Source organism: Brevibacillus schisleri, assembly GCF_055685845.1.
In genome coordinates this window covers 706,265-729,087 of record NZ_JBVNDM010000001.1, presented here as the reverse complement: position 1 = coordinate 729,087, position 22,823 = coordinate 706,265, and the positions used below count along the sequence as shown (strand labels likewise).

The 22,823-nt window shown below is 47.5% G+C and carries 23 protein-coding genes; 8 read left to right on the top strand and 15 right to left on the bottom strand.

Annotated elements, in window-relative coordinates; all coding sequences use genetic code 11:
• The first annotated feature begins 15 nt into the window (after window positions 1-15).
• Together ACUUHJ_RS03815 and ACUUHJ_RS03810 are read left to right on the top strand one after the other, a co-directional pair.
• On the top strand, window positions 16-369 hold the full coding sequence (locus ACUUHJ_RS03815) for a hypothetical protein (RefSeq protein ID WP_376898198.1): 354 nt from the start codon (window positions 16-18) through the stop codon (window positions 367-369).
• Between the two features lie 176 nt (window positions 370-545).
• Window positions 546-833: a hypothetical protein gene (locus ACUUHJ_RS03810; RefSeq protein ID WP_172801901.1), complete on the top strand. Its 288-nt coding sequence runs from the start codon at window positions 546-548 to the stop codon at window positions 831-833.
• A 91-nt stretch (window positions 834-924) separates the two neighbouring features.
• On the opposite strand, the gene ACUUHJ_RS03805 is transcribed toward ACUUHJ_RS03810, so the two are convergent.
• The 5 genes from ACUUHJ_RS03805 to ACUUHJ_RS03785 are packed head-to-tail and all read right to left on the bottom strand — an operon-like array spanning window position 925 to window position 5,938.
• Entirely contained in the window at window positions 925-2,061 is a 1,137-nt protein-coding gene (locus tag ACUUHJ_RS03805; RefSeq protein WP_472298278.1) for a M20 family metallopeptidase, read from the bottom strand.
• A 12-nt stretch (window positions 2,062-2,073) separates the two neighbouring features.
• On the bottom strand, window positions 2,074-2,874 hold the full coding sequence (locus ACUUHJ_RS03800; protein ID WP_289676060.1) for an ABC transporter permease: 801 nt from the start codon (window positions 2,872-2,874) through the stop codon (window positions 2,074-2,076).
• Entirely contained in the window at window positions 2,871-3,713 is an 843-nt protein-coding gene (locus tag ACUUHJ_RS03795) for an ABC transporter permease (RefSeq protein WP_012684368.1), read from the bottom strand. The genes ACUUHJ_RS03800 and ACUUHJ_RS03795 overlap by 4 nt, the downstream gene beginning before the upstream one ends.
• Window positions 3,714-3,716: 3 nt before the next feature.
• Complete coding sequence (locus ACUUHJ_RS03790) at window positions 3,717-4,811, bottom strand: ABC transporter ATP-binding protein (protein WP_289676059.1); 1,095 nt, start codon at window positions 4,809-4,811, stop codon at window positions 3,717-3,719.
• Between the two features lie 8 nt (window positions 4,812-4,819).
• Entirely contained in the window at window positions 4,820-5,938 is a 1,119-nt protein-coding gene (locus ACUUHJ_RS03785) for an ABC transporter substrate-binding protein (RefSeq protein WP_472298277.1), read from the bottom strand.
• Between the two features lie 229 nt (window positions 5,939-6,167).
• Here ACUUHJ_RS03785 and ACUUHJ_RS03780 point away from each other — a divergent pair, with 229 nt between their 5' ends.
• Window positions 6,168-6,929, top strand: coding sequence for an IclR family transcriptional regulator (locus ACUUHJ_RS03780; RefSeq protein ID WP_472298276.1), 762 nt, complete (start codon window positions 6,168-6,170; stop codon window positions 6,927-6,929).
• Window positions 6,930-7,160: 231 nt separating this feature from the next.
• Window positions 7,161-7,700 (top strand): hypothetical protein, encoded by a 540-nt coding sequence (locus ACUUHJ_RS03775; protein ID WP_472298275.1) that lies wholly within the window; start codon window positions 7,161-7,163, stop codon window positions 7,698-7,700.
• A 56-nt stretch (window positions 7,701-7,756) separates the two neighbouring features.
• On the opposite strand, the gene pdxR is transcribed toward ACUUHJ_RS03775, so the two are convergent.
• From pdxR to ACUUHJ_RS03740, 7 genes are all read right to left on the bottom strand, one after another.
• A complete protein-coding gene (gene pdxR, locus ACUUHJ_RS03770; RefSeq protein WP_472298274.1) occupies window positions 7,757-9,235 on the bottom strand; it encodes a MocR-like pyridoxine biosynthesis transcription factor PdxR in 1,479 nt (492 codons plus the stop codon).
• A gap of 82 nt (window positions 9,236-9,317) precedes the next feature.
• Window positions 9,318-10,025 carry an ABC transporter ATP-binding protein gene (locus ACUUHJ_RS03765; protein ID WP_472298273.1) on the bottom strand — a complete coding sequence of 236 codons (708 nt, stop codon included), beginning with the start codon at window positions 10,023-10,025 and terminating at the stop codon, window positions 9,318-9,320.
• Window positions 10,026-10,039: 14 nt separating this feature from the next.
• Entirely contained in the window at window positions 10,040-10,816 is a 777-nt protein-coding gene (locus ACUUHJ_RS03760; protein WP_172141833.1) for an ABC transporter ATP-binding protein, read from the bottom strand.
• Window positions 10,817-10,837: 21 nt separating this feature from the next.
• Window positions 10,838-12,121: a branched-chain amino acid ABC transporter permease gene (locus ACUUHJ_RS03755; RefSeq protein WP_472298272.1), complete on the bottom strand. Its 1,284-nt coding sequence runs from the start codon at window positions 12,119-12,121 to the stop codon at window positions 10,838-10,840.
• 9 nt (window positions 12,122-12,130) lie between these two features.
• A complete protein-coding gene (locus ACUUHJ_RS03750; RefSeq protein WP_289676053.1) occupies window positions 12,131-13,177 on the bottom strand; it encodes a branched-chain amino acid ABC transporter permease in 1,047 nt (348 codons plus the stop codon).
• Window positions 13,178-13,238: 61 nt separating this feature from the next.
• The gene (locus ACUUHJ_RS03745) at window positions 13,239-14,474 is read right to left on the bottom strand and encodes a branched-chain amino acid ABC transporter substrate-binding protein (RefSeq protein WP_472298271.1); all 1,236 of its coding nucleotides are present in this window, start codon (window positions 14,472-14,474) and stop codon (window positions 13,239-13,241) included.
• Window positions 14,475-14,710: 236 nt separating this feature from the next.
• Window positions 14,711-16,468 carry an adenine deaminase C-terminal domain-containing protein gene (locus ACUUHJ_RS03740; protein WP_472301137.1) on the bottom strand — a complete coding sequence of 586 codons (1,758 nt, stop codon included), beginning with the start codon at window positions 16,466-16,468 and terminating at the stop codon, window positions 14,711-14,713.
• A 192-nt stretch (window positions 16,469-16,660) separates the two neighbouring features.
• Between ACUUHJ_RS03740 and ACUUHJ_RS03735 the strand changes: the two genes are divergently transcribed.
• The 4 genes from ACUUHJ_RS03735 to ACUUHJ_RS03720 all read left to right on the top strand — a co-directional run bounded on the left by ACUUHJ_RS03735 (window position 16,661) and on the right by ACUUHJ_RS03720 (window position 19,129).
• On the top strand, window positions 16,661-17,200 hold the full coding sequence (locus ACUUHJ_RS03735) for a YgaP family membrane protein (protein ID WP_064201863.1): 540 nt from the start codon (window positions 16,661-16,663) through the stop codon (window positions 17,198-17,200).
• A gap of 18 nt (window positions 17,201-17,218) precedes the next feature.
• Window positions 17,219-17,353 carry an EYxxD motif small membrane protein gene (locus tag ACUUHJ_RS03730; RefSeq protein WP_012684353.1) on the top strand — a complete coding sequence of 45 codons (135 nt, stop codon included), beginning with the start codon at window positions 17,219-17,221 and terminating at the stop codon, window positions 17,351-17,353.
• 172 nt (window positions 17,354-17,525) lie between these two features.
• Complete coding sequence (locus ACUUHJ_RS03725; protein ID WP_012684352.1) at window positions 17,526-17,909, top strand: MarR family winged helix-turn-helix transcriptional regulator; 384 nt, start codon at window positions 17,526-17,528, stop codon at window positions 17,907-17,909.
• 11 nt (window positions 17,910-17,920) lie between these two features.
• Window positions 17,921-19,129, top strand: a complete 1,209-nt coding sequence (locus tag ACUUHJ_RS03720) for an MFS transporter (RefSeq protein WP_289676051.1) — start codon at window positions 17,921-17,923, stop codon at window positions 19,127-19,129.
• 151 nt (window positions 19,130-19,280) lie between these two features.
• Here the strand turns inward: ACUUHJ_RS03720 and ACUUHJ_RS03715 are convergent, their stop codons facing one another.
• The 3 genes from ACUUHJ_RS03715 to purD form a co-directional block, all read right to left on the bottom strand.
• Complete coding sequence (locus ACUUHJ_RS03715) at window positions 19,281-20,126, bottom strand: hypothetical protein (RefSeq protein ID WP_472298270.1); 846 nt, start codon at window positions 20,124-20,126, stop codon at window positions 19,281-19,283.
• A gap of 81 nt (window positions 20,127-20,207) precedes the next feature.
• The gene (locus ACUUHJ_RS03710; RefSeq protein ID WP_472298269.1) at window positions 20,208-21,191 is read right to left on the bottom strand and encodes a hypothetical protein; all 984 of its coding nucleotides are present in this window, start codon (window positions 21,189-21,191) and stop codon (window positions 20,208-20,210) included.
• A 300-nt stretch (window positions 21,192-21,491) separates the two neighbouring features.
• Entirely contained in the window at window positions 21,492-22,769 is a 1,278-nt protein-coding gene (purD, locus tag ACUUHJ_RS03705) for a phosphoribosylamine--glycine ligase (protein WP_472298268.1), read from the bottom strand.
• Window positions 22,770-22,823 lie beyond the last annotated feature (54 nt).

Sequence of the window (22,823 nt, the reverse complement as noted above, 5' to 3'; positions counted from 1 at the left end):
CAGGTGAATAAACGGATGATCCAAACACTACTCAACTCTTCCACCCTCCCCTTGGTAGTATCCAGTGTACTGACGGCAATCGTCACTTATCTGGTTGCTCGCCACAACAACAAAAAAGAGTTGATGATTACAGACAGGCAACAAATCTCGCAGGAGAACCAGCAAATTCGCCAGGAGCTTCGTCAGGAAATGGACAAGCTTCGAGAAGAACTCCATGTTTGGCGCAACCGTTGCATGGAGCTTGAAACCATCGTGCAGGAGTGGCGAGATAAATACACGACGCTGGTCGTAGAAAGACAACAGCTGGAGTACCGTGTCAAAGAGCTGGAGACCGAACTCAAAACGTACATGCAAGCGAGGGTTTCCTAGATGTTGCCGATCCGGCCGACCTCCTCCACAAGAAGTCATCCACAAAGGTGACACCTACCTGTTGGGGCGAAATCTCGCCTCGCGAATTAATTCCCTTCCAAATGAATATCGACTGGATGTTTTCCCCGAAGTACGCCCCGCTCTACTAGCAAAAGGAGGATCAACCTTTGATTGACATGGACCCATTCATTCACAGCCTGAGTCTGCTAACTTTTATGGCAATCTTGATTGAAGCCGTTACCGAAATTTTAAAGAATGCCTTCCCCGTACTAAAAGACCGCTCCACTTATATCCTCTCTATCCTCATTGGCATTTCGCTCTCCCTCGCTTTTCAAGTCAACCCCTTTGGTCTTGAGGGCAGCGGCTACTACGTTTCTGCCGTGCTAGCTGGTATCCTCACCAGCCGCGGAGCGAACTACCTTAATAGCTTTGTGAAAAAACTTAATACATCCTCGAAGCAATAGCCTCTCTTTTTCCACACAAAAAGGCACCTGCCCTGATGCAACCATCTTACGCATCAGGCAGGTGCTTCTTCTCTTTTTCTCTTGCTTCTCTCTATACTTCCTCTATCAACCGCGCCAACAAGGTAGCGCGCGTCGATATTTCTCCCAGTTCGATCCATTCATCCGGCGAGTGGGCGTAACCACCTTTTACACCAAGTCCATCCAGCGTCGGTACTCCGCAAGCGGCCGCGAAATTGCCATCGCTGACTCCACCTGTACCCGACTCTTCCAAAGCCATCCCTAGTTCATTGATGCTAATCGATTGTGCAAGGGAAAATAATTTGCCTGTCTCTTCGGTTCGCTCCATCGGCGGTCGGCGAATGCCTCCCTTTACGCTGATGTTTGTACCGGCGAGCACTGGTGTGAGTTCGCTCATTACCTTCTCAATGCGTAGTGCCTCTTCCATCGAGATAAATCTCACGTCAATTTCAGCTTCTGCCGAATCCGCTACGACATTGGAGCCAATCCCGCCCTTGATGACACCCACATTGACGGTCGTTCCTTTCTCGTAATCGGTCAAGGCATGCAGAAATTGCACCTGTCTCGCCAGCTCTTCAATAGCAGAGACACCTTTTTGATGATCGACGCCCGCGTGTGAGGAAATACCACTGACTGCCAAGGTAAAATGGGCGCTTCCCTTCCGCCATGTTTTGAGTGCGCCGCTTGGTTCGGTTGGCGGCTCCAACACAAAGCTCGCCACCGAACGCGCGGCTTCTTCTTCTACCAGTCGGCGAGAAGTCGGGCTGCCGATCTCCTCGTCACTGGTTAATAAGAGCACGATTTTTTTATCTGCTGGCAGGCGATCCAGCTTTACCAATGCCCGCATGGCAAACATTGCTTGCAAAACGCCCGCTTTCATATCGTATACGCCCGGACCGTACGCTTTTTCATCCCGGATCGCAAACGGTCGGCGAGCTGCCTCTCCTTCTAGCCATACGGTATCGTAATGGCCGATGATGAGGATTTGTTTTTCCCCGTTGCCCAGCGTACAGCGCACCTGATCGCCATACGTCTTATTCGGGATCAGCTCTGCTACTCCCCCTGTCAGCCGTTGAAACTGCAGGGCGAACCAGCCCGCCATGCGGTCACCCAGCTGTTTGTCACGAGAAGGCGAGTCCATGTTAACTGACTCTTCAAGTAACTGAAGATAGTGGGGCATATTCTCTTGTACATAAGTGTGGATTGACATAGTGCCTCTTCCTTAATGAGATTGTGAATTGAGTCCGAACAGGCGCTCTAGTCCGTACACTTTTTCCAACAAGACGATGAACACCAGACTCAGCAGGATGACCACGGAGGATATCGAAGCCACCAACGGGTCAAGTGTCTCCTGCATATAGGTGAAAATCGCGAGTGGCAGCGTCGTCGTATCCGGTGCCACCAAGAATAAGGAAACCGTCACATTGTCAAACGACGTCAAGAACGAAAAGATCATCCCCGACACGATGGCCGGACGCAACAGTGGCAACGTAATATCCCAGAACACCCGAAGCGGATGGGCCCCCAGCATGTATCCCGCTTTTTCCAGCGTATAATCGAACGAGCTAAGCCCTGTGAGCACCAGCCTAACGACATACGGAATCGAGATCAGCATGTGCGCCAGCAAAAGTCCTGTAAACGTCCCCGCGATACCAATTCGGGTGAAAAACAGCAGCGCGGAAATCCCGATAATGAGCGAAGGAACGGTAAGCGGTGAAAGCATTAGTGCGTTGATGATGCCGCTCCCACGAAACTTGTATTTGGACAGCGCGAATGCAGCCAATGTCCCTAAGAAAGTCGCCAAAATCGCCGTTACCGTAGCCAGCTTTAGACTGATCCACAGCGAATCGATGAACTCCGGCCGATCCAAAATCATTTCATACCACTGCCACGAAAATCCTTCGGGCGGAAAAGCGAGGTATCCGGCTGCCGTAAAGGAGCTTGGGATAATGACCAGAAACGGCAGATTGACCAAAACAAGCACAAAGAACGTGATGAGTCCGAGTACGTTTATTTTTTTCATGACGCAAACACCTCTTTATACCGCTTGGTTTCAATCAGCTTCGTATACAAAGTCACCAATAGAATCGTGCTTCCCAAAAGCAGGAAGGCAAGCGCCGCGCCCAAAGGCCAGTTCAATGTCGCCATGATTTGCTCATAGGCAATGACAGGCAAGACCTTCACGGAAGTGCCGCCCATTAAGGCTGGTGTCACAAAAGCACTCATCGATAAGCTGAACACCAGTGTCGTACCAGCAATAATCCCCGGCAAACACAAGGGCAATGTCACACTGAAAAACGTACGTACGCGGGAAGCCCCCAAAATTGATGCCGCCTTATTCAAGGACGGATCGATGGCATACAAGCTGGTTGCAATCGCCAGAACCATGTAGGCAACGAAGGAATCCGTCAGACCGATCACAATACCCAGCTCGTTGTACAACAGCCGCAACGGTTGATCGATCAGACCCAGACTGATCAACGTCTCATTGATCCACCCTTTTTCCCCCAAAACCACTACCCAACCGAAGTTGCGAATAACAACACTGATGAGGTGAGGGGCCAGGATCAGCATCGTGACGATTCCACGCATTTTCCCTGTAGCCTGCGCCATGTACATCGCTACAGGAAATCCGAGCAAGAGACTTACCAGTACCGTCCAGAGACTCACGCGAATCGTCCGCCAAAGAATCTCCAAGTAGTAAGGATCTTGTATAAATAATGAATAATTGTGCAAAGAGAACGCTTGATTCTCATCCTGAAAGCTGAGCAAAAGCATCATCAGCATCGGGAGGATGAATACGCCAAGCAGCAAAATCATCGCAGGTGCTGTCAACAATGTAACCGAGAGACGCTTGCTCATCCGTCATCCCCTTCCTGCGGGCATGACCAATACGTCGTCCGCGTTCCATTGACAGTAAACCGTTTGACCTTCTTGGCGGTCGACCGAACTATCGGTCATTTGGACTTTTACCGAGAGCGTATGCTCCCCGACCTTGACCTCACATTCTGTGTACGAGCCCAGGAAGGAGGCAAGCTGCAAATGTCCTTTTACCCGATTCGCTTCCTCACTAACTGCTGTATCGGTCAGTTTTATTTTCTCTGGTCGGATAAAAATGATCACTTTTTCATGGAGTGCCACGGTTCGCTGTTGCTTTGCCGCCTTCACGAGCATTCCACCAGTCGTCCGCAGCGTGAGTTCATCCCCGTCCATTCCGATGACTTCCCCTTCCAAACGGTTCGTCTTACCGATGAAGGTATGTACGAATTCAGAAGCGGGCTGATTGTAAATCTCCAGCGGTGTACCGATTTGCTCCACGAATCCGTGATTCATGACCACGATGCGATCAGAGAGTGCTAGCGCCTCTTCCTGATCATGGGTAACGAAAATAGTCGTAACGCCGATTTCGTGATGTAAGCGCTTTAACTCATCGCGAAGCTCTTCCCGAAGTTTGGCATCCAAGTTACTGAGCGGCTCATCCAACAGCAGGAGCGACGGCTCAATAACAAGCGCCCGTGCAATCGCAATCCGCTGGCGTTGTCCGCCGGAAAGTTGTTTCGGATAGCGATCTGCTACGTTTGGCAGCTTGACCAGCCCGAGTACACGATTCACACGCTCTTGCATTTCTTGCTTGTTCACTTTGCGCAATTTCAAGCCGTAGGCGATGTTTTCCGCCACGGTCATATGAGGGAACAATGAGTACGTCTGAAACACCATGCCCAGCTCCCGTTTGTACGGAGGCACGCCATTCATTCGCTGCCCTTTGATCAACAGGTCCCCGCCATCCGGGTCCAAAAAACCGGCAATCATATTCAAGGTCGTGGTCTTACCGCAACCAGATGGGCCGAGAAACGAGATGAATTCGCCCTGCTCCACCTGCAGGTTGAAGTTTTGAACCACGACATTGCTTTGAAATTTTTTCATGATGCCGCGCAGTTCAACGTCAATCACCTTGGTCACGTGAATACCTACTTTCCTGTTTTAGGTGCGATTTCTTTGTTAAAGCGATCCAGCCAAGCAGATGTTTCCTTGCTCACTACGCTATAGTCGAAGTTGACAACCTTTGTACGATCGAATTCCAATGTTTTCGCTACATCGTCTGGCAGCTTCACAGAGGTTGCCGGATTGTAGTACAGCTTCGTTGCGTACATCGTTTGAATTTCATCTGTCAAAAGGAAATCGACGAATGCTTTTGCCGCTTTTGGACTCTTCGAACCTTTTACCAGCGTAGCTACGTTCGGTACGATGTTTCCACCCTCTTCAGGGAAAACGAACTCCAATGGTACGCCTGCTTCTTTTTGTGTCAAGCTGCGCGCCATTGTCCAAGTGGTGTACGCTGCGCTTTTGTTTTGCAGATTTTGCTGAAGCTGTGCTGCACTCTTCGCAAAGGTCGGCATGTATCCTGCAATCGTTTCCATTTGTTTGAAGCCTTGTTCGATGTCTTTCTCAGACCCGCCATTTGCGTACGCCAGCATGATCATCGTTGAACGTCCGAAGTTGCTCGCTACGTCCGTCATCGTGATATAGCCTTTCACGTCAGGCTTCGCCAGGTCATTCCAGGACTTCGGTACAGGCAAGCCTTTTTCTTTTACCAGATCCGCATTGTAGGAAATCCCCATCGGCGTGAAGTTTACAACTACACCGCTATCCTCCGTCACACGCAAATCTTCTGGCACGTTTTTCATGTTCGGGATATCTGTTGCGGATACCGTTTCCCACAAGCCTTCTTGACGTCCCTTCTCTTGTTCGCCGCCTTCAACGATTGTCAGGTCGATTTGCGGAGCATTTTTCTGTGCCTTAACCTTCGCTACAATCTCCGTGGAAACACCAGAAACATAGGTCAGCTTTACATTCGGATACTTCTCGTTAAACTTCTTGAAGACTTCATTCTTCATCATCTTTTCAACGGTCGCGCCGTTTCCTGCTACTACCAGTGTGTCTTCCAGCTGAGCTTGTGCTTCGGTGCCGCTATTGTTGCCAGCAGCCGGTGCAGGAGCAGATGTTTGCGGCGTGGAGGAGCCACATCCAGCCAGCAAGGAACCAGTCAAAGCGAAAATGGACAAGACGGATAATGCCTTTTTCTTCATGTAAGTTCGACCCCCGATTGTCTATATTGTTCACGAATAGAGAACGACGTTTCCTATTCAAGAACGATAATGCTATACTAGCATAAAGATACTGACTATTCAAGGTAGTCGTACTAGAAGCACCATTGCCCCAATTACAGGCTTGTCAGCATTCTTTCTAATGGTAAAATAACTTCAATCGAGACTCTTCTTTATAGAAGGGCTACTGTACGTTAAAGGAGACCTTTTTATGGACCAAGTATTGTCTTCTGTTCGAAATGGCTGTCGGCTGTTAAAAATATTTCTCGATTCTCCAAAGGAACTCGGGGTAACGGAGCTCAGCAAAAAACTCCAGTTGTCCAAGGGAGCCGTTCACAAGCTCCTGTCCACGCTGGAGTCTGAAGGCTTTATCCGCCAAAATGAAAAAACCAAGCAGTATACGCTTGGCTACACGCTTTTGGAGCTGGGCACTAAGGTGCTCACGAATCACGATATCGTTGATTTTTCCAAACCGTTCTTAGACCAGCTTGTCTCACGGACAAACGAATTGGCGGTCTTATGTGTACAAGATTCTAAGGACGCGATCTATGTAGCCAAAGAGGATTCGCTTCATCCTGTTCGCTTTACCGTAGAATCCTTTCGGCGTTTCCCTCTTTACTCTACCTCTGCTGCAAGGGTTTTGCTTGCCTATCAGCCAGAGGAGTTTCAGGATGAGATTTTGCAGGAACATCCGCTGAAAAGCTACACGCCTCATTCGTACACGTCGATTGAGCAAATCAAAGCGGATTTGGTGACGATCCGCGAGCGCGGCTATGAAATCAGCTCGAATCGACGCAATACAGGAGTGACTGGAATCGCTGCCCCGATTTTTGATTCAACTGGGCACGTAACTGCATCCGTCAGCGTCATCGGTCCCTCCGACCGCGTGATGCCGAAACAAGAAGAGATTTTACAAGAAACGCTAGCGACGGTACGTGCGATGTCGGCACAGTTAGGGTATCGAATGTCTTGAAATCATCAGTTTAAGATGCCATGAAAAAACCTCCTGTTCATCAGTCTGCTCTGATGACAGGAGGCTGCTCTTCATGCTAACTCACTTGTTTGATAACGGCTCATTCCGTTCACTTACTTTTCACTCGATATAGTTATGTTAAATTTTTCATCTTGAGGAGAAACGGTTTTGTTATTTTTTCGTCTACTACTTGTGAATAGTATTTCGTGTACAGAAAGGAAATGACACCCTATGAGAAAAACATATTTGCTGCTTTCTTCTTTGTTATTCTGTTCATTGCTTGTTACTGACGCTCATGCAGCTCCACAGCAAGGAACAGTTGCGCCTGTTCCTCCCCAAGTAATTGTTCCAACAAGCAGCAAGGATAAACAAGGAAATACCCTTGAAAAATCAATGGCCTATGTGAAATCGTTACAAGTGAAAAATGGAAAGCTACTCGTCTCACTTGACTATGTTCAATGGTTTTTCGGTGAGGCAGCAGTAAAAGCTTATCGTCAAGATCATCCATCGGAAAAAGAAGACTATCCAATGCCATATTACATTCGTAATAGCAGTCCTAAAATTAGAACGTTTGAAGTTTCTCCAAAGGCTTCCTTTACTCTTCAAACCAACTCTACACAAAAAGATGGGAATTTCCATTGGAATGAAGCAGTAAACACCGATACTTTTAAAAAGTTCGTGCTTTCTAAGGGAATTCCTTATCAGATACCATTCCACGTTGAAGTAAAGAATGGCATCATCACAAAAGTTACAGAACAGTACGTCCCTTAATTATTTGCAGCACTCCCTTTTTGGGATGCTGCTTTTCATTTTTTCTCAGCGTTCCTTCACCCGATCCCTTGGATTGGGTTTTTATTTTCTCCTTCTACTTGCAAATAAGGCTCCCATGCACGTTTCAACAGACGAATGCCATCCTCAATCTCCTCGATGGTCTGCCCCCCGAAGCCGAACTGAAAAGCCGGCAGTCCATTTTCCTGTGGATGGATCCATTTATGTGCGGTTGGATAGACACGAACGCCTGATGCAGCCGCAAATTGGGTCAACTGTTGCGGAGTACTCTCACTTTTCACTTCTACCGTCACAGACAGCCCGGCATCCTGACCCTTGACCCAGATGTACGCCCCCAGCTGTTCCTGCAAGCATCGAAGCAGCACTCCATGCTTTTTGCGATAAAGCGTCCGCATCTTGCGAATATGCCGCTCCCAATCGCCATTTTTCATGAACATGGCCAGCGTCTCCTGATGAATACGCGATGCCGACTGGTCAAAATCCGCCAATTTCTCCTGAAACACCGCCAATAACGCTTGCGGCAAAACCATATAGCTCATCCGAATCGACGGTAGCAAGGCCTTGGAAAACGTCCCCAAATAAATAACGCGTCCTTGCGTATCTAGCCCCTGAAGGGAAGGAATCGGTTTGCCATGATAGCGAAACTCCCCATCGTAGTCGTCCTCTATGATGTAGCTCCCCGTCTGATTCGCCCAGTGTAGCAGCTTTAGCCGTTTGGCATACGGCATGACAATTCCGGAAGGGTCCTGATGAGAGGGGGTGATATAAACCAGCCGCGCTCCACTCTCACTGAGCGCTTCCACATCAATCCCATCCTCTGTCAGTCTGATCGGGCGCACATCATAGCCCAAATGGGAGAATACAGTACGAACACCGTGATAGCCCGGCTCCTCCATCGCTACAGCCTGTCCACGTGTCCCGAATAGGAACCCCAATAAGCTGATGATCACCTGCGTCCCCGCACCAATCACAATTTGTTCCGGCGTAGCTTGCACTCCCCGAGCTCGTCCGAGATAGCGTGCGAGCTCCTCCCGTAGCTGCGGCTCTCCTTGTCGGTCGCCGTAGTAGAGCACATGCTTGTTTTCTTCCTGCATGCATTGGTTGGTGTACTTGCGCCAACGGTCAAAAGGAAAATGCTCGGCATCAACGCGCGCTTGGTGAAAATCATATTGGATCGGAACTGCTGAGGGCCTAGATGGAGTTGTTTGGACGTAAGTCGTTTTAGCAGGTTGCTGCCCTTTCCCTGTAGGTACAGGCACTGGACCATCCCAGTCCACATCGACCACATAAAATCCGCTGCGCTCCCGACTCTCGATGTAGCCTTCTGCCATGAGCTGGTGATAGGCGCTCTCGACAGTCGTTTTACTCACTTGCAAAAATCCGCTCAATGCCCGAACAGAAGGAAGACGCGTCCCAGAGATCAAGCGCCTCCCTTGGATTTCTGTACAAAAATAGCGATAAAGCTGTAGATAGAGAGGCTCGCTCCCTTCTACAAAGCGGGGACTAATATCTAGCAAGCCACTTCCTCCTCGCTGAATAAATGAAAAACCGACGGGAGCAAAAATCCCCATCGGTACTCACGTTTCTATTACACCACTATTACGCCAAATACGCCTCTCTTACCTGCGGATTCATTAATAATGTCTGGGCATCGTCTTGCAAAATAATTTCGCCTGTCTGAATCACATAACCGCGATGCGCGACAGACAGCGCTTGATTCGCATTTTGCTCGACCAAGAGAATCGTCATGCCTTCCTTGTTCAGCTCCGTAACGATGTCAAAAATCTGCTCCACCAGAATCGGCGCCAATCCCATCGACGGTTCATCGAGCATGAGAATTTTTGGCTTCATCATCAGTCCACGAGCAATCGCCAACATTTGCTGCTCTCCACCGGACATCGTGCCGCCTTTTTGATTGACCCGTTCCTTCAGGCGTGGAAAGTAAGCAAAGGCGCGCTCGATTCCTTCTTCTATCACCTTTTTATCGGATACACTGAAGGCACCCATCTCCAAATTCTCGCGTACGGTCAGCTTTGGAAAAATACGGCGGCCTTCCGGGACGTGAGCGATTCCTGCTAAAGCAATATCATGTGTACGCATCTGCGTAATGTCTCTGCCATTGAAGATGACTTTTCCTTCTTTGGCACGGGTCTGTGCACATATCGTTTTCAACGTGGTCGATTTACCCGCCCCGTTGGAACCGATCAGCGTCACTACTTCGCCTTCGTTTACAGTTATGCTCAAACCTTTTAATGCGTGGATGCCGCCGTAATACGTATGAACGTTAGTCAGCTCTAGCAATGCCATCGATTTTCCTCCTTCTACGACACGTCCGACGCACTTTTTCCGAGATAGGCCTCAATGACGTTAGGGTTGTTGCGGATTTGTTCGGGTGTTCCTTCTGCAATTTTTCTCCCGTAATCCAGCACGTGAATGTATTCGCTAAGTCCCATGACCAGCTTCATGTCATGCTCAATCAAGATAATCGTCAAATCGAGCTCTTTTTTCAGCCGACGAATAAAATCCGTCATCTCAATCGTTTCGCGAGGGTTCATCCCTGCCGCTGGCTCATCGAGCAAAATAATTTGCGGATTGGTCGCCATCGCCCGGGCGATTTCCAAGCGTCGTTGCAACCCGTAAGGCAGACTCCCTGCCGCTTCATTGGCAATATGCGCGATCCCGACATACTCCATGAGCTGATAAGCCTCGACGCGCGTCCGCTCTTCCTCCTGGCGTACACGTTTGGAGTTGAACAAGATTCCAAGAATTCCAGCCGATAAGCGGCTATGCACACCCACCATGACATTTTCCAAAGCCGTCATTTCCTTGAACAGACGAATGTTTTGAAAGGTACGGGTGATACCGCGACTCGCGATCTGATCCGGACGAAGCTTCTTGATGCTTTTGCCATTCAGCAGAATTTCTCCCTCGTCTGGCTCGTAAAATCCGGTAATCATATTGAAAAAAGTCGTTTTTCCGGCTCCATTCGGCCCGATTACCGCCGTAATGCTTCCCTTTTCGATGTCAATCGAGACGTCTTGATTGGCTACCAAGCCACCAAAGCGCTTCGTCAAATTTTTTGCCTCTAACAATGCCATGCTCATTTCCCTCCTCGTCCGCTATGACTGTTTTCCAGAAGTCAATTGGGACAGTCTGCCGAGAATCCCCAGCTTTTCTTTGCCAAACTCGCTCTTTTTGATCGCATCGAGATCGTTTTTCTTCCGTTTGGCCGGAATCAATCCGTTAGGGCGATACAAGGCTACGAGAATGAGCATGATTCCGAAAATGAGGCGCTGGAACTTGGATGGGTCCAGCTGGTTCGGCAAACTGATGATCCCCGAATTTTGCAGACTGTGCAGGAAGTTGGAGAATTCTTTTAACAGCTGTACCTGCAAGATGGTCACAAATGCGGCTCCAAGCACAACGCCTGGAATGCTGCCACTACCACCCAGAATAACCATCACCAATATCCCGATCGATTCCATCAGCGTAAAGGAGGTCGGATCGATAAACGTCTGCTTGGCCGCAAAGATAACACCCACGACACCAGCGAAGGAAGCACCCAATGCAAATGCAGCCAGCTTGGTATTCAACAAAGAAATCCCCATGGACTGGGCAGCCAGCTCATCCTCACGTACCGCAATCCATGCCCGTCCCAAACGGGAATGCTCAAAGCGTATATTCGCCAATACGATAAAGGCAATCACAAACAACACGATAAAGTAAAAGTAAAACGGCGTCCCCATCTTGACCCCAAACAGCTCAGGAGACGGAATCGGCGTAATTCCCTGCGGACCGTTGGTGATGTTGATGGGCTTGTCCAGGTTGTTGAAGACAATGCGAATAATTTCACCGAAGCCCAAGGTCACGATTGCGAGGTAATCGCCTTTTACTCTGAGAACTGGCAATCCTAGCAATATTCCGAAAACAGCAGCCACAATCAAGCCGACTATGAGAAATGGCCAAAACCACTCACCAGAGAGTGGGAACAGATTCCCTGCAATAAACTCATTCGCTTGCGAGGTCGAGAAAATCGCGTACGCATACGCCCCAGCAGCAAAAAACGCGACGTAACCCAAGTCAAGCAAACCAGCAAAGCCTACTACGATATTCAAGCCCAAAGCCATCGCTACGTAAATGCCTACCTGTGAGGCTACCTCCATGTAGTAACGGTTTTCACCGGCTACCAATGGAATGATTAGGAGGAGAACGATAGCGCCAATCGCCATTTTGATTGATTTGGTGGTATTGGTGTAATAAACAAGCACAATGGATGAAAGAATGCCGAGAAACGCGATCACTGATTTATCCATCAGGTACAATGCAACAGAAAAGCCTACAATCCAGATCAACGTGAATACGAGCGGAATGCCTTTGAACGATTTCCAAGCGAAATTTGCCATTTATTTCACCTACACTTTCTCTTTTACAGCTTCGCCAAACAGTCCTTCTGGCTTGAAGAGAAGCACGAGAATTAAAATACTGAACGCGAATACGTCTTTGTACTCTGCACCAAAGGCTCCGTTGGTCAACGGCCCCATAAAGGCACCGGACAAGGATTCCAGAAGACCGAGGAGTACGCCACCGATCATCGCACCACGGAGGTTCCCAATCCCGCCGAGTACGGCAGCTGTAAATGCTTTTAGACCGAGAATAAAACCGATATAAGGATCGATCGTCCCGTAGTTTTGCGCAAACAGAACGCCTGTCGCGCCACCCAGGCTGGATCCAATCAAAAACGTAAGCATGATTACTTTGTTTACATTTATGGTCATCAGCGAAGCCGTACTCTGGTCCTGTGCGACGGCGCGCATGGCGATTCCCCACTTTGTTTTATTCACAAACAACGTCAACGCAATCATCATGACGATTGCAATTACGATCACGATCAAGCCTTTTGTTGGAATCGTAGCAATACTTCCTAATGGAATCGAGCCTGTAAAAAGAGCAGGACTGTTCAGATAAAATTCATTGCGAGCCAGTGCTTCTGTAAAACGTACGAGGTCTTGCAGCAAAAACGATACACCTATCGCCGAAATCAACGGCACAAGACGAGGTGCTCCACGCAATGGTCGATAGGCAATCCTCTCAATTCCTACCCCCAAGGCACCAGTTAATACCATGGCAATTATGAGTGTTATGAAAAGTGCGACAAATGGATTCATACCTTCAAGTGCCCCTAACGCATCAGAGATCAACAATACCTCTGTACCGATAAAGGCTCCGACCATGAAAATGTCTCCATGGGCAAAGTTGATAATTTCCAAAATCCCATAAACCATTGTGTAGCCCAAAGCCACAACTGCGTACATAAATCCAAGTGTCAATCCGTCAACCAACACCTGAGGCAAAATATTGATCATGCTTTCCCATCCCTCATTTCCCTTGTAGACTTGTACAAATTTTCTGCATTCGCTTCGTTGACTGGACGTGTTTTCTCGTGGAAAAGGGGCCAACACTGGCGTGCAGCCCCCTATCCTGGTATGAGGCATGGGAGTGTGTGCGCGTTGTGTGGTGTGATTACTCGGCCTTGCCTACGAAAATGGATTTGTCCTTGTCAAACTTGTAAATGAACACGTCTGCATTTGTGTTGTCACCTTTTTCATCAAAGGTAACCTTGGTGAATTGACCCTGAAAATCTTTGGTTTTGTGGACTGCATCGAGGACTTGCTCGCGGGTTGGTTTTTTGCCTCCGTTCTCTTTGGCAGCTTCCAAGACACCATTGAGGATGACGTTCATGGAGTCGAAACCATAGACGGAATAGGTTTCCAGAGGCTTATTTGTGGCTTTCTTGTACTCTTCAGCCCATTTTTTGCCCTCTTCGGTTTGCGTTACGTCCCCTGCTACTGACGTAAAGACTACACCTTCGACAGCATTACCGGCTATTTTTATCATATCAGAAGAATCCAAGCCATCGCCACCCATAAAATAACCCTTAAATCCTTTTTCACGAGCTTGCTTGATCAAAATTCCACCTTCTGGATATAGGCCCCCGAAAAAGATGATGTCCGGGTTTTTCACCGTTACCTGGTTAAGTACCGCGCTGTAGTCCTTTTCGCCCTGGGTGATGCCCTCAAAGCCAAGGATTTGGACTCCGTCCTTTTCGAATTGCATCTTCACTTGATCGCTCAGACCTTGGCCGTACGCTGTCTTATCATGGATAATATAGGCCGTTTTTACACCAAGTGTATTTTTTGCATAAAGAGCAGCCTTTGGTCCTTGTGCGTCATCGCGAGCACAGATTCGATGGACGGTTTTCTTGCCTTCCTCCGTGAGCTTCACCCCTGTATTTGCCGGGGATACCATGACCAGCTTGCCTTCGTCGTACTTTACAGACGATGGAATTGCAACCCCTGTGTTATAATGCCCGACTACACCGTACACATCGGGATCAGAGATGAGCATCTCCGCATTCGATACCCCAATTTTCGGGTCGCCTTGATCGTCCTGAGGGAAAAGCTGGAGATCAAATCCAAGTGCTTTAAATTCTTCCTTGCGCTTTTCGAGAGCGTAACCAGCGCCAGTCTTAATCGCATCTCCGATAGCAGAATTGCTCCCGGACAGAGGAGATTGTGTGGCAATTTTGATGAGGCCACCCTCGGTCGTTCCTCCACCACTGTTGCCTGGGGCTGGCTGACTTTGCCCGCCGCTTGCGTTACTTCCTCCGCTTGAATTGCTGTTTCCTGCGCAACCTGTTAATGCCATACTCGCAGCCAATACCGCAGATAAAACCCCCACATAAGAACGCTTTTTCATTCAGAATGAATCCCCCTTCTATCATTCTTTGTTCTTGTTACCCAATCTATCCACCATGTTAGCCAGGTTGCGACTTTCAAAAACGATACTCTTCGGGGATAAAGATAGATAGGCTTGGTTGTTTTTATTTTAAAATAAATCTGATAATTTACAAGAAGTAAAATATATTTTATATTCATATATCATTGATTCACAAACGATCACGATCGTTTGTGTGACCGCAAAAAAACACTCCCTCAAGGTAGAGGAAGTGCCGGAACGACGATTTGCCCACTCTTCACGTCGACAATACCTGTTGCCGTTAGACGTGCATACGGCAAATGGGTAGCCGTAAAAAACAAAAGCGAATAAATCGGATCGAGATGGACATGTCCTTTGGAACGGAGTTGATTTACCAAATTTTCACCCATGCTGATCACTTCCTCCATCGGTGCCGACGCGAATTTTCCAGCAAGAGGCAATGGGCATTCGCAAATGATTTTTCCTTCATCGATTAGGACGACTCCACCTTTTATTTCCCGAATACGCTCCAGTGCTTGCGCCATCGCTTGGGGATCGCGTCCGATTACGATCCAATCGCCAGAAGCTGAATAGGTACTGGCTAGCCCTTCGAGATTCTCACCGAAGCCATGAAGCACTGCCATTGTTCGGTTGCCTCCATTTGCATCAATAATAGCGATCAATGCCAACTGCGGATCATGCTGCAAGGATACATATCCATCCTGATCAACGGGCATGTCCTCTAGTGACAGCCGCGTGATAACGGCATTCAGCATCTGTAGCACAGCGGTCCTGCCGTCCGCATCTGGCCGCAGGCGGAACCAATCAGGATGTGCCTGTTTTTTCAATGGATCTGCCAATCGTAACGAAGCTTCCTCCCATTGTGGCTGAACAGTTGGAACGAGCAGAGTCCCTTTTTCTGCCACCCGTTGTCCATTCGCAATCACGATGGATGGAGTCGGTTGATCCTTTACCGTCAACAATAGCATATCGGCGATTCGACCTGGCGCAATTCCTCCGATCTCCGCGTCCAGCCCATAATAAACAGCCGGGTTCAGCGTCGCCATGACATACGCTTCTTCTGGCGGCATTCCCGCTTCCATAGCAACACGGAGCGTACTATCCATGAACCCGTCACGATGCATCGGCGGCGTGCTTCCATCCGATGTCAGCATCATCCGTGAAGACCACGGCACCCCCAACTCCAGCCAGCCCTTTACCAGCTCAGGCAGATCAGGGCGAATAGATGAATGGCGCAGTGTCGCATACATGCCTAAACGGATGCGCGACAGCAAATCAGCAGCATGGATAGCCTCATGACAAGCTGTTATGCCGGCTGCTGCGGCAATGTTCAATGTCTCGTATGACGCCCCCGGATGATGCCCCTCCATCCTTTTGCCCAAGTCCTGCGTATGCTTCAAACCAAAAAGCAGCGTCTCATCCTCTTGTAAAACACCGCCCCAATTCGTCAACTCCCCGCCCTGGATCACGCGTGGATGTTCCAGCATTCGCGCCAAATTTTCCTTCGTGAACGACGGATGAGCTTTCCCTGTCTGCGGATCGAGTCTGCCCCAGAAAAATTGCTTCACGGGATGTGCTGCCAAAGAATCCATGATCGCTGCCGTTTGCGAAAAGGGCAGTTGCATGAGCATTAACGTGTCCGACACCATACCAGTCGTTCCCGTCTGCAAAGCAAAGTCAGCCAACGTGTAAGGGTTATACCATTGAAACGGATGCGCGTGAGGCTCGATGTAACCCGGCACGAGATATTGCCCAGTCGCCTCTATGATCACGGTCTGGTCATCGACCAACGGCTCTTTTTCTCCTACATAAGCAATACGCTCTCCTGCCACTGCGACGTGATGCTCTTGCCATTCTTTTGTGTACACATTCAGAACGCTTGCGCCTTTTATCCAGAGGCTTGCCGGTGCCTGACGTCTGCTCACGCGAATCATGTTCAAGTAATCACGATCTGATATGGCTCGTACGCGCATCATTTCTTCTCTCCTCGCTGGTCTCCCGCTGTTTTATAAAATGAACGACCGTTCATCGCTCTCTACAGCTTCTCCGCCCATCATTCATTCCCCTGCAAGCTTGGTAATGGTAGTAACAATTCCCACGGGTGTCTTGTCCCCCTTTATTACACACTAGGGAATAGACGTAATTGCGACAGGAGGACAACTCTCATGCATAAAAACGTAGGTAGAACTGATGCCATGATTCGTATAACTGGCGGTCTGTTGGGCTTGGCGTACGGCATCGGAAAAATGAGTCGTCGCCCATCCAAAACTCCATGGCTGCTCATGGCTTTTTCAGCAATGAAAGTAGCGGAAGGAGCTACTCGCTTTTGTCCGATGTACGCAGCGATGGGCATCAATACGAAAAAAGGGAATGGCATGCAAGGCATGATGGATCAACTCAAGAAAAAAGGCGTGCAGATGGCAGTCAACCAGTTTACCCGCTCCATGAATATCGCGCCCATCAAAGACTCGAACACCAGCCAAGACGATGAGAGCAACACGCCAGCGACAACGAATAAGGCAAACATACAGTATTCCACAAGCCCACAATTATCGAAGAATCAGGAAAAACACTCCATCAACAATCAGCAAAACACGAAGCTTACTCCCGAGGATCAACTTCTCGAAAAAGCGGCAAGAGAGATCATTTCATTTCGCTCCCAAGAAAATAACAACAGCAGCACTCGCTACCCCACGTACACATAAGGAGAGGAGGCACTGCATATGCTTGTCGGCTCCCAGATGTATGAATGGATGTCCCATAACTTCTTTGTTATTGCCACGATCATTGGCGTCATCGGCGTAATGGGATATTACTTCTTTCGCACCTCGCGAAAGAGAGGGAGATATCGTCAGTAAAGGAGAAGCAACCAACCGCCTTTTCATAGGGCGGTTTTTTCCATTTACAAAATTAATTGTTGTGCATATAATTGTCGTTGCAAGTATTTTTGAACGAAAGAGGGTTATTCCCCTGATCGATCATTGGCAAAAAGAACCGGTTGGATTTCTTATTGGAAATACATACCGGAGAATGATTCATTATGTTTCCCTTTTTTTAAAGGAGTTTGATTTGACCACGGAGCAGTTTGCCGTCCTTTATCGGCTACGAGAAGAAGAGGGTATCAATCAAAAAGAGCTGGCTCAGCGCTCTGCGAAGGATCAGCCTTCCATGACACGCATTTTAGACACACTCGCCAAAAAAGGATTTATCGAAAAGACATTGAGCGAACAAGACCGCCGCGCTTACATCATTACCCTTTCCCCGAAAGGACGGGAATGGCTTGAGCAAGCAATTCCTGTAGAGGCTCAGGCTGTTGCGGACATTTTGGAAGGGATCTCTCCTGAAAAGCTGGCCTTCCTACGGGAAATCTTGCTGGAGATTAACGAAAACATCAATAGAAAAACGACAGACTAGGAGTGACAGCATTGGGAGAGAGTAGAGAGAGATTGTGGACGAGAGATTTCGTCCTGTTAACTGTATGCAATTTGTTGTTGTTTCTCACCGTTCAAATGCAAACCCCAACATTCCCTGCCTATGTGAAGGAGGCTTATCAGGCAAATGATTTTGTCGTCAGCCTGGTTATTAGCTTGTTTTCACTTGCAGCAGTGATCGCAAGGGTATTTACTGGGGAAGCTTTGAAAACGAAAAGCAGTAAGCTCTTGGCAATCGTAGCACTTGGATTCGTCGCGATTTTTAGCGCAGGCTATTACTGGGCGGGAAACATTGTGTTCTTTCTTCTGTTGCGAATTTTAGTCGGCATCGGCTTTGGGATGGGTAGCACGACCTTTCCGACGATTGTCTCCAATGTGATTCCTGCCAGAAGAATCGGCGAAGGCATGGGTTATTTCGGCTTATCGACCAGCTTGGCTATGGCACTCGGCCCGTTGATTGGACTTGGCGTGTTGAATGGGTTTGGATTCGGATCGATGCTCATGGTTCTCGTGTTGTTAGTTGCTATTATTTTTCCGTTGATGCATTTTATCCGTGCCTACAATCAGCTTCCTGTGTCGTCCGGGAACACACAAACGGTCACAGGCATTCGTCGATTTTATGATAAAAAGCTGCTGCTTCCAGCTGGACTGAACTTTTGTTTATCCATTACGTATGGCGGGATTCTCAGCTTTTTGGCCTTGTATGGAAAAGAAACCCACATTGAGAATGTCGGCTGGTTTTTCCTTACGAATGCACTGGCGATGGTGCTGATTCGTCCGTTTTCCGGCAAACTGTATGATCGCAAAGGGCATATTGCCGTCCTGCCTCCCGGTGCGATTTTCGTCGGGATCAGCCTCTTGCTCCTGTCCCTGACAACGACAGAGTCCTTGCTTCTCGTCTCTGCTGCCTTCTACGGCCTTGGCTATGGCATGATTCAGCCATCTATTCAGGCGTGGATGGTGAAGGTCGTTACACCTGAGCAACGTGGCATGGCGAATGGACTGTTCTTTAATTCCATCGATCTAGGAATCGCGGTCGGCTCTATGCTCCTCGGCGTCATCGCGACACATTCGAGCTACTCTGTCATGTACCGCTGGTCGGCGGCTTGCTTGCTGCTGTTTCTCATCGTTTATTTCCTCTCACAATTGGCTGCGGCTAAAGCGAAAAAAGCGGCTATCGCGGGTGAAAATGTGGGGATGTAGCAGAAGCTCACGACTTCGCGCTTGCGATATCACGTAGTGAACTGGGGAAGAATCTAGTACTGTTACCAAAGATATATCGACCTTATTTTTCTAATATAAAGCTGTTCCCTATGGACAATTCTCTTCATAGGGAACAGCTACTTCATAACACCTATGGACTTGTAATCAGACAACATTCGTAGCCTTCTGCATCCGGCTCATGATGAAAAATAATCGTCCAGGACAATGTAGAGTCAAAGATATACAGATCAAAAGTAAACCGGCTATATGATTCTAATAATTGCTTGGAATCCAGCTTGAATACTTTATTTCGGGTGAAATCTCTTCCAAACGAACTAACAGAATCCCAGAAAAATAATACTTCTTCTTTGTCATGAAGATAATCCTTTGCTTCAGAAGCTGTTAACCCTTTGGCTCTTTCACCTTGCATAAATCCCCATAAATAGCCTTTATCTAATTTTACGTACCGTTTGTAAAAAAACTCCCTTACACAATCACCCTTGACTCTAAAAAATGTATGAATGTACTGCTCTCTTAACTGGATTGACACTTCTTTAGAAAGGATCGGTATGTTACGAATGTTCAAAACATCTTCTCTATACTCAACTGGACGATACATGTGCACAACATTTGCAGACTCGTCTGTTAGCATGAGCGTTCTAAATTCAACCTTTTCGATATCCTCATAATTCGTCATTGCAAACAGATGATGCTCATCATTGGTTTGGCTCTTATGGAGCATTGCATAGGGACCAGAGGGAATCGTAACCACGACACACCCGTCAGGAACATGAGTGATGATACTTACTCGTTTACCTATCATTTTCTTTTCCGTAATCGAATTCCAAACTTCATAATATAAATGACTGTCGACAACATTTTTAATTTCATACAATCTTGAATCCGGCGCTTGTATGAATTCGTCCCGATCATAGTAACAATCTACTTCAATACCAACTATAAAAAATGCTTCAATGTCAACAACCTTTAGTCGCACGGGATCTCCTCATTTTTCAGCAATTATATAAAAATGGCGTAACAGAAAGTAGTGTTACGCCGAATCCGTTAACTTCTATTTTTACCAAGGGAAGAAATGATGTCCCTCTAATCTTTCCCACTTTCCATTAACCTTCTTTGTTAAATGGAAATGGGGAAGATTTGCTATCATCAGTCTACCATACCGATCAAAATAATGGGGGTCTTCGTATTCAAATCTATAGTTCTCCTGCGTTACAACTTTTTCTGCATAATTTTTGTTAACACTGAAGGTTTCCCTTCCCCTTCTTGCTTCTAATTGAGCCTGACTGAGAGTTAGAGGTTCAGAAACTATTATTCCACCATCGGAGTTTAAATAAGCCTTAAAATGTTTTTCTTTTTTCTTTTTTATTTGATATGCAACTTCTTCACTCATTGTAACACTTTTAGTCACAAATTTGATAAAAGATCTACCAAAGTATTCGCCTATTTCCTTAGCAAGGGCTCCTTGGTTTGCAACATAATCACCTACAAATTCCCCTGTTATTACCGCTCCTGTAACAAGAGCTATAAAATCCCCAACAGGTAATGGTCCATCTATCGCAGCAATAACCCCCAATGCTGCTAAACGTTTAAGTAACTGTTTTTCGGTTATTTTAATCCCAATTTCCTCTAATACTGTTAGAGCGTGGCTCGTCGTTATACTTCTGATCTCCACCTCTTCTGGGAATTCATTGTGGATCTGATAGTAATCATAATATTCTTTAGCAAGTGCATCTATACGCTCAAAATCCCTCTGTAAATCTTCTTGATCTATATCTATCATATTATTGTCATTGTTCTCAGACTGCGCTGTATTATCTGCATACTCATCAACAATTGAAGCAATCTCTTCAAACAAGTAATCTTCTTTATCCCCCAAATATTCTTTTAATTTAACGCTCAATTCTTTGGAGGCTTCTGTACCCTCTTCTGACAAAATGTCTATATATTGCTCAATTTCACTTCGCTGCATATAGGCATCTTTCTCATCGTTCGTCTTTGCAAAAATACTAGTAGCATTTCCGAATAACAATGCGATGACCATAAAAATTGTTATCCATCTATGATTCTTAAACATAATTCAGTTGATACTACATTTTGTAGTATTCAACTTTCCACCTCCTGCATTTTAATTATTTTATTGGTAATTTCGCCTATATATTTCCATTTATATTTATACACCATTCTCTATCTTCGGTAAATATGCTTTCTATTTTTCGGAAAATTAAGTTATGTAACAAATTGAAAGTTTTAATAAAATTTGATGCTAAGTGAACAAACCTATCCTGCAAAAAAAAACTGTTCCCTAGTAGAAATTCCCACTAAAGAACAGTTTCCTTTGCCTTTACACCTTTTGCTGATACTTCATCGCTCGTGCCGCAATATCCGTGCGATACTGTGCCCCATCAAACGAGATCCCCTGCACCTTCGCGTACGCTGTCTCACGCGCTTGCGCCAAATCCGCTCCTGTTGCCACGACGCCAAGCACACGGCCACCGCTCGTAACGATACCTTCCTCGTTTTCCTTCGTACCTGCGTGAAACACTGTAGCTCCCTCGTTTGCCTGACCCAGTCCGTGAATCAGCGCACCCTTTGGATATTCTCCCGGATAACCCGGCGCTGCCATGACGACACAGACAGCACTTCCTTTTTGCCATGTCACATCGACTGCATCGAGCTCACCATTGATCGTTCCGACAAAAATATCGAGCAAATCTGTTTCGAGCAATGGCAAAAGCACCTGTGTCTCTGGATCGCCAAAACGCGCATTGAACTCCACGACTTTCGGGCCTTGCTCCGTAATCATCAGACCTGTATAGAGAATGCCTTTGAACGGAATGCCATCCTTGGCCATCCCTGACGCCATCGGCTGGACAATCGTTTTGACGATCTCGTCCACCAGCTCAGCAGACATTTGCGGTACCGGGGCGTATGTCCCCATGCCACCTGTATTCGGGCCGCGGTCATCATTGAAAATTCGCTTATGATCCTGAGAAGTAATCATCGGCTTAACCGTCTCTCCATCGACGAAAGATAACAGCGACAGCTCTTCGCCGAACATGCACTCCTCAATGACCACGCGCGCTCCAGCTTCACCAAAGACGCTTTCCTGCATAATCTGACGAAGTGCCTCTTCCGCTTCCTCCACCGTTTCTGCGACAACGACCCCTTTCCCCGCTGCCAAGCCATCCGCTTTGACAACGATAGGAGCGCCCTGCTCTCTCACGTATGCACTCGCCGATTCGTAATCCAGAAACGTTTCATAGGCAGACGTCGGAATCTCGTAGCGTTTCATTAAACTTTTCGCAAAAGACTTGCTTCCCTCGATCATTGCCGCTTTTTGATTCGGGCCATAGATCGGCAGATTGCGCTCCTGGAAAAAGTCAACAATCCCCGCCAGCAAAGGATCTTCCGGGCCAACGACAGTCAGATCAATTCCTTCATCCTTGACGAATTGAACCAGTGCAGCAAAATCATGGACGCCGATCGGTACGTTTTGAGCGATTTGGGCGGTGCCCCCATTTCCTGGCGCACAGTATACCTTTGTCACTTTAGAACTCTGCAACAGCTTCCAGGCAATCGTGTGTTCTCGACCGCCGCCACCGATCACTAATATTTTCATCGTATTTCCTCCTGTGTGAGAGGTAATCCACTCTTTCATACGTGTTAAAAAAGC

What these genes read in the sequence shown, in the direction of transcription:
- ACUUHJ_RS03815 (WP_376898198.1), top strand. Translation starts at nt 16, where the DNA reads ATGATCCAAACACTACTCAACTCTTCCACCCTCCCCTTGGTAGTATCC.
- ACUUHJ_RS03810 (WP_172801901.1), top strand. Translation starts at nt 546, where the DNA reads ATGGACCCATTCATTCACAGCCTGAGTCTGCTAACTTTTATGGCAATC.
- ACUUHJ_RS03805 (WP_472298278.1), bottom strand. Translation starts at nt 2,061, where the DNA reads ATGTCAATCCACACTTATGTACAAGAGAATATGCCCCACTATCTTCAG.
- ACUUHJ_RS03800 (WP_289676060.1), bottom strand. Translation starts at nt 2,874, where the DNA reads ATGAAAAAAATAAACGTACTCGGACTCATCACGTTCTTTGTGCTTGTT.
- ACUUHJ_RS03795 (WP_012684368.1), bottom strand. Translation starts at nt 3,713, where the DNA reads ATGAGCAAGCGTCTCTCGGTTACATTGTTGACAGCACCTGCGATGATT.
- ACUUHJ_RS03785 (WP_472298277.1), bottom strand. Translation starts at nt 5,938, where the DNA reads ATGAAGAAAAAGGCATTATCCGTCTTGTCCATTTTCGCTTTGACTGGT.
- ACUUHJ_RS03780 (WP_472298276.1), top strand. Translation starts at nt 6,168, where the DNA reads ATGGACCAAGTATTGTCTTCTGTTCGAAATGGCTGTCGGCTGTTAAAA.
- ACUUHJ_RS03775 (WP_472298275.1), top strand. Translation starts at nt 7,161, where the DNA reads ATGAGAAAAACATATTTGCTGCTTTCTTCTTTGTTATTCTGTTCATTG.
- ACUUHJ_RS03765 (WP_472298273.1), bottom strand. Translation starts at nt 10,025, where the DNA reads ATGGCATTGCTAGAGCTGACTAACGTTCATACGTATTACGGCGGCATC.
- ACUUHJ_RS03760 (WP_172141833.1), bottom strand. Translation starts at nt 10,816, where the DNA reads ATGGCATTGTTAGAGGCAAAAAATTTGACGAAGCGCTTTGGTGGCTTG.
- ACUUHJ_RS03755 (WP_472298272.1), bottom strand. Translation starts at nt 12,121, where the DNA reads ATGGCAAATTTCGCTTGGAAATCGTTCAAAGGCATTCCGCTCGTATTC.
- ACUUHJ_RS03745 (WP_472298271.1), bottom strand. Translation starts at nt 14,474, where the DNA reads ATGAAAAAGCGTTCTTATGTGGGGGTTTTATCTGCGGTATTGGCTGCG.
- ACUUHJ_RS03740 (WP_472301137.1), bottom strand. Translation starts at nt 16,468, where the DNA reads ATGCGCGTACGAGCCATATCAGATCGTGATTACTTGAACATGATTCGC.
- ACUUHJ_RS03735 (WP_064201863.1), top strand. Translation starts at nt 16,661, where the DNA reads ATGCATAAAAACGTAGGTAGAACTGATGCCATGATTCGTATAACTGGC.
- ACUUHJ_RS03730 (WP_012684353.1), top strand. Translation starts at nt 17,219, where the DNA reads ATGCTTGTCGGCTCCCAGATGTATGAATGGATGTCCCATAACTTCTTT.
- ACUUHJ_RS03725 (WP_012684352.1), top strand. Translation starts at nt 17,526, where the DNA reads ATGATTCATTATGTTTCCCTTTTTTTAAAGGAGTTTGATTTGACCACG.
- ACUUHJ_RS03710 (WP_472298269.1), bottom strand. Translation starts at nt 21,191, where the DNA reads ATGGTCATCGCATTGTTATTCGGAAATGCTACTAGTATTTTTGCAAAG.
- purD (WP_472298268.1), bottom strand. Translation starts at nt 22,769, where the DNA reads ATGAAAATATTAGTGATCGGTGGCGGCGGTCGAGAACACACGATTGCC.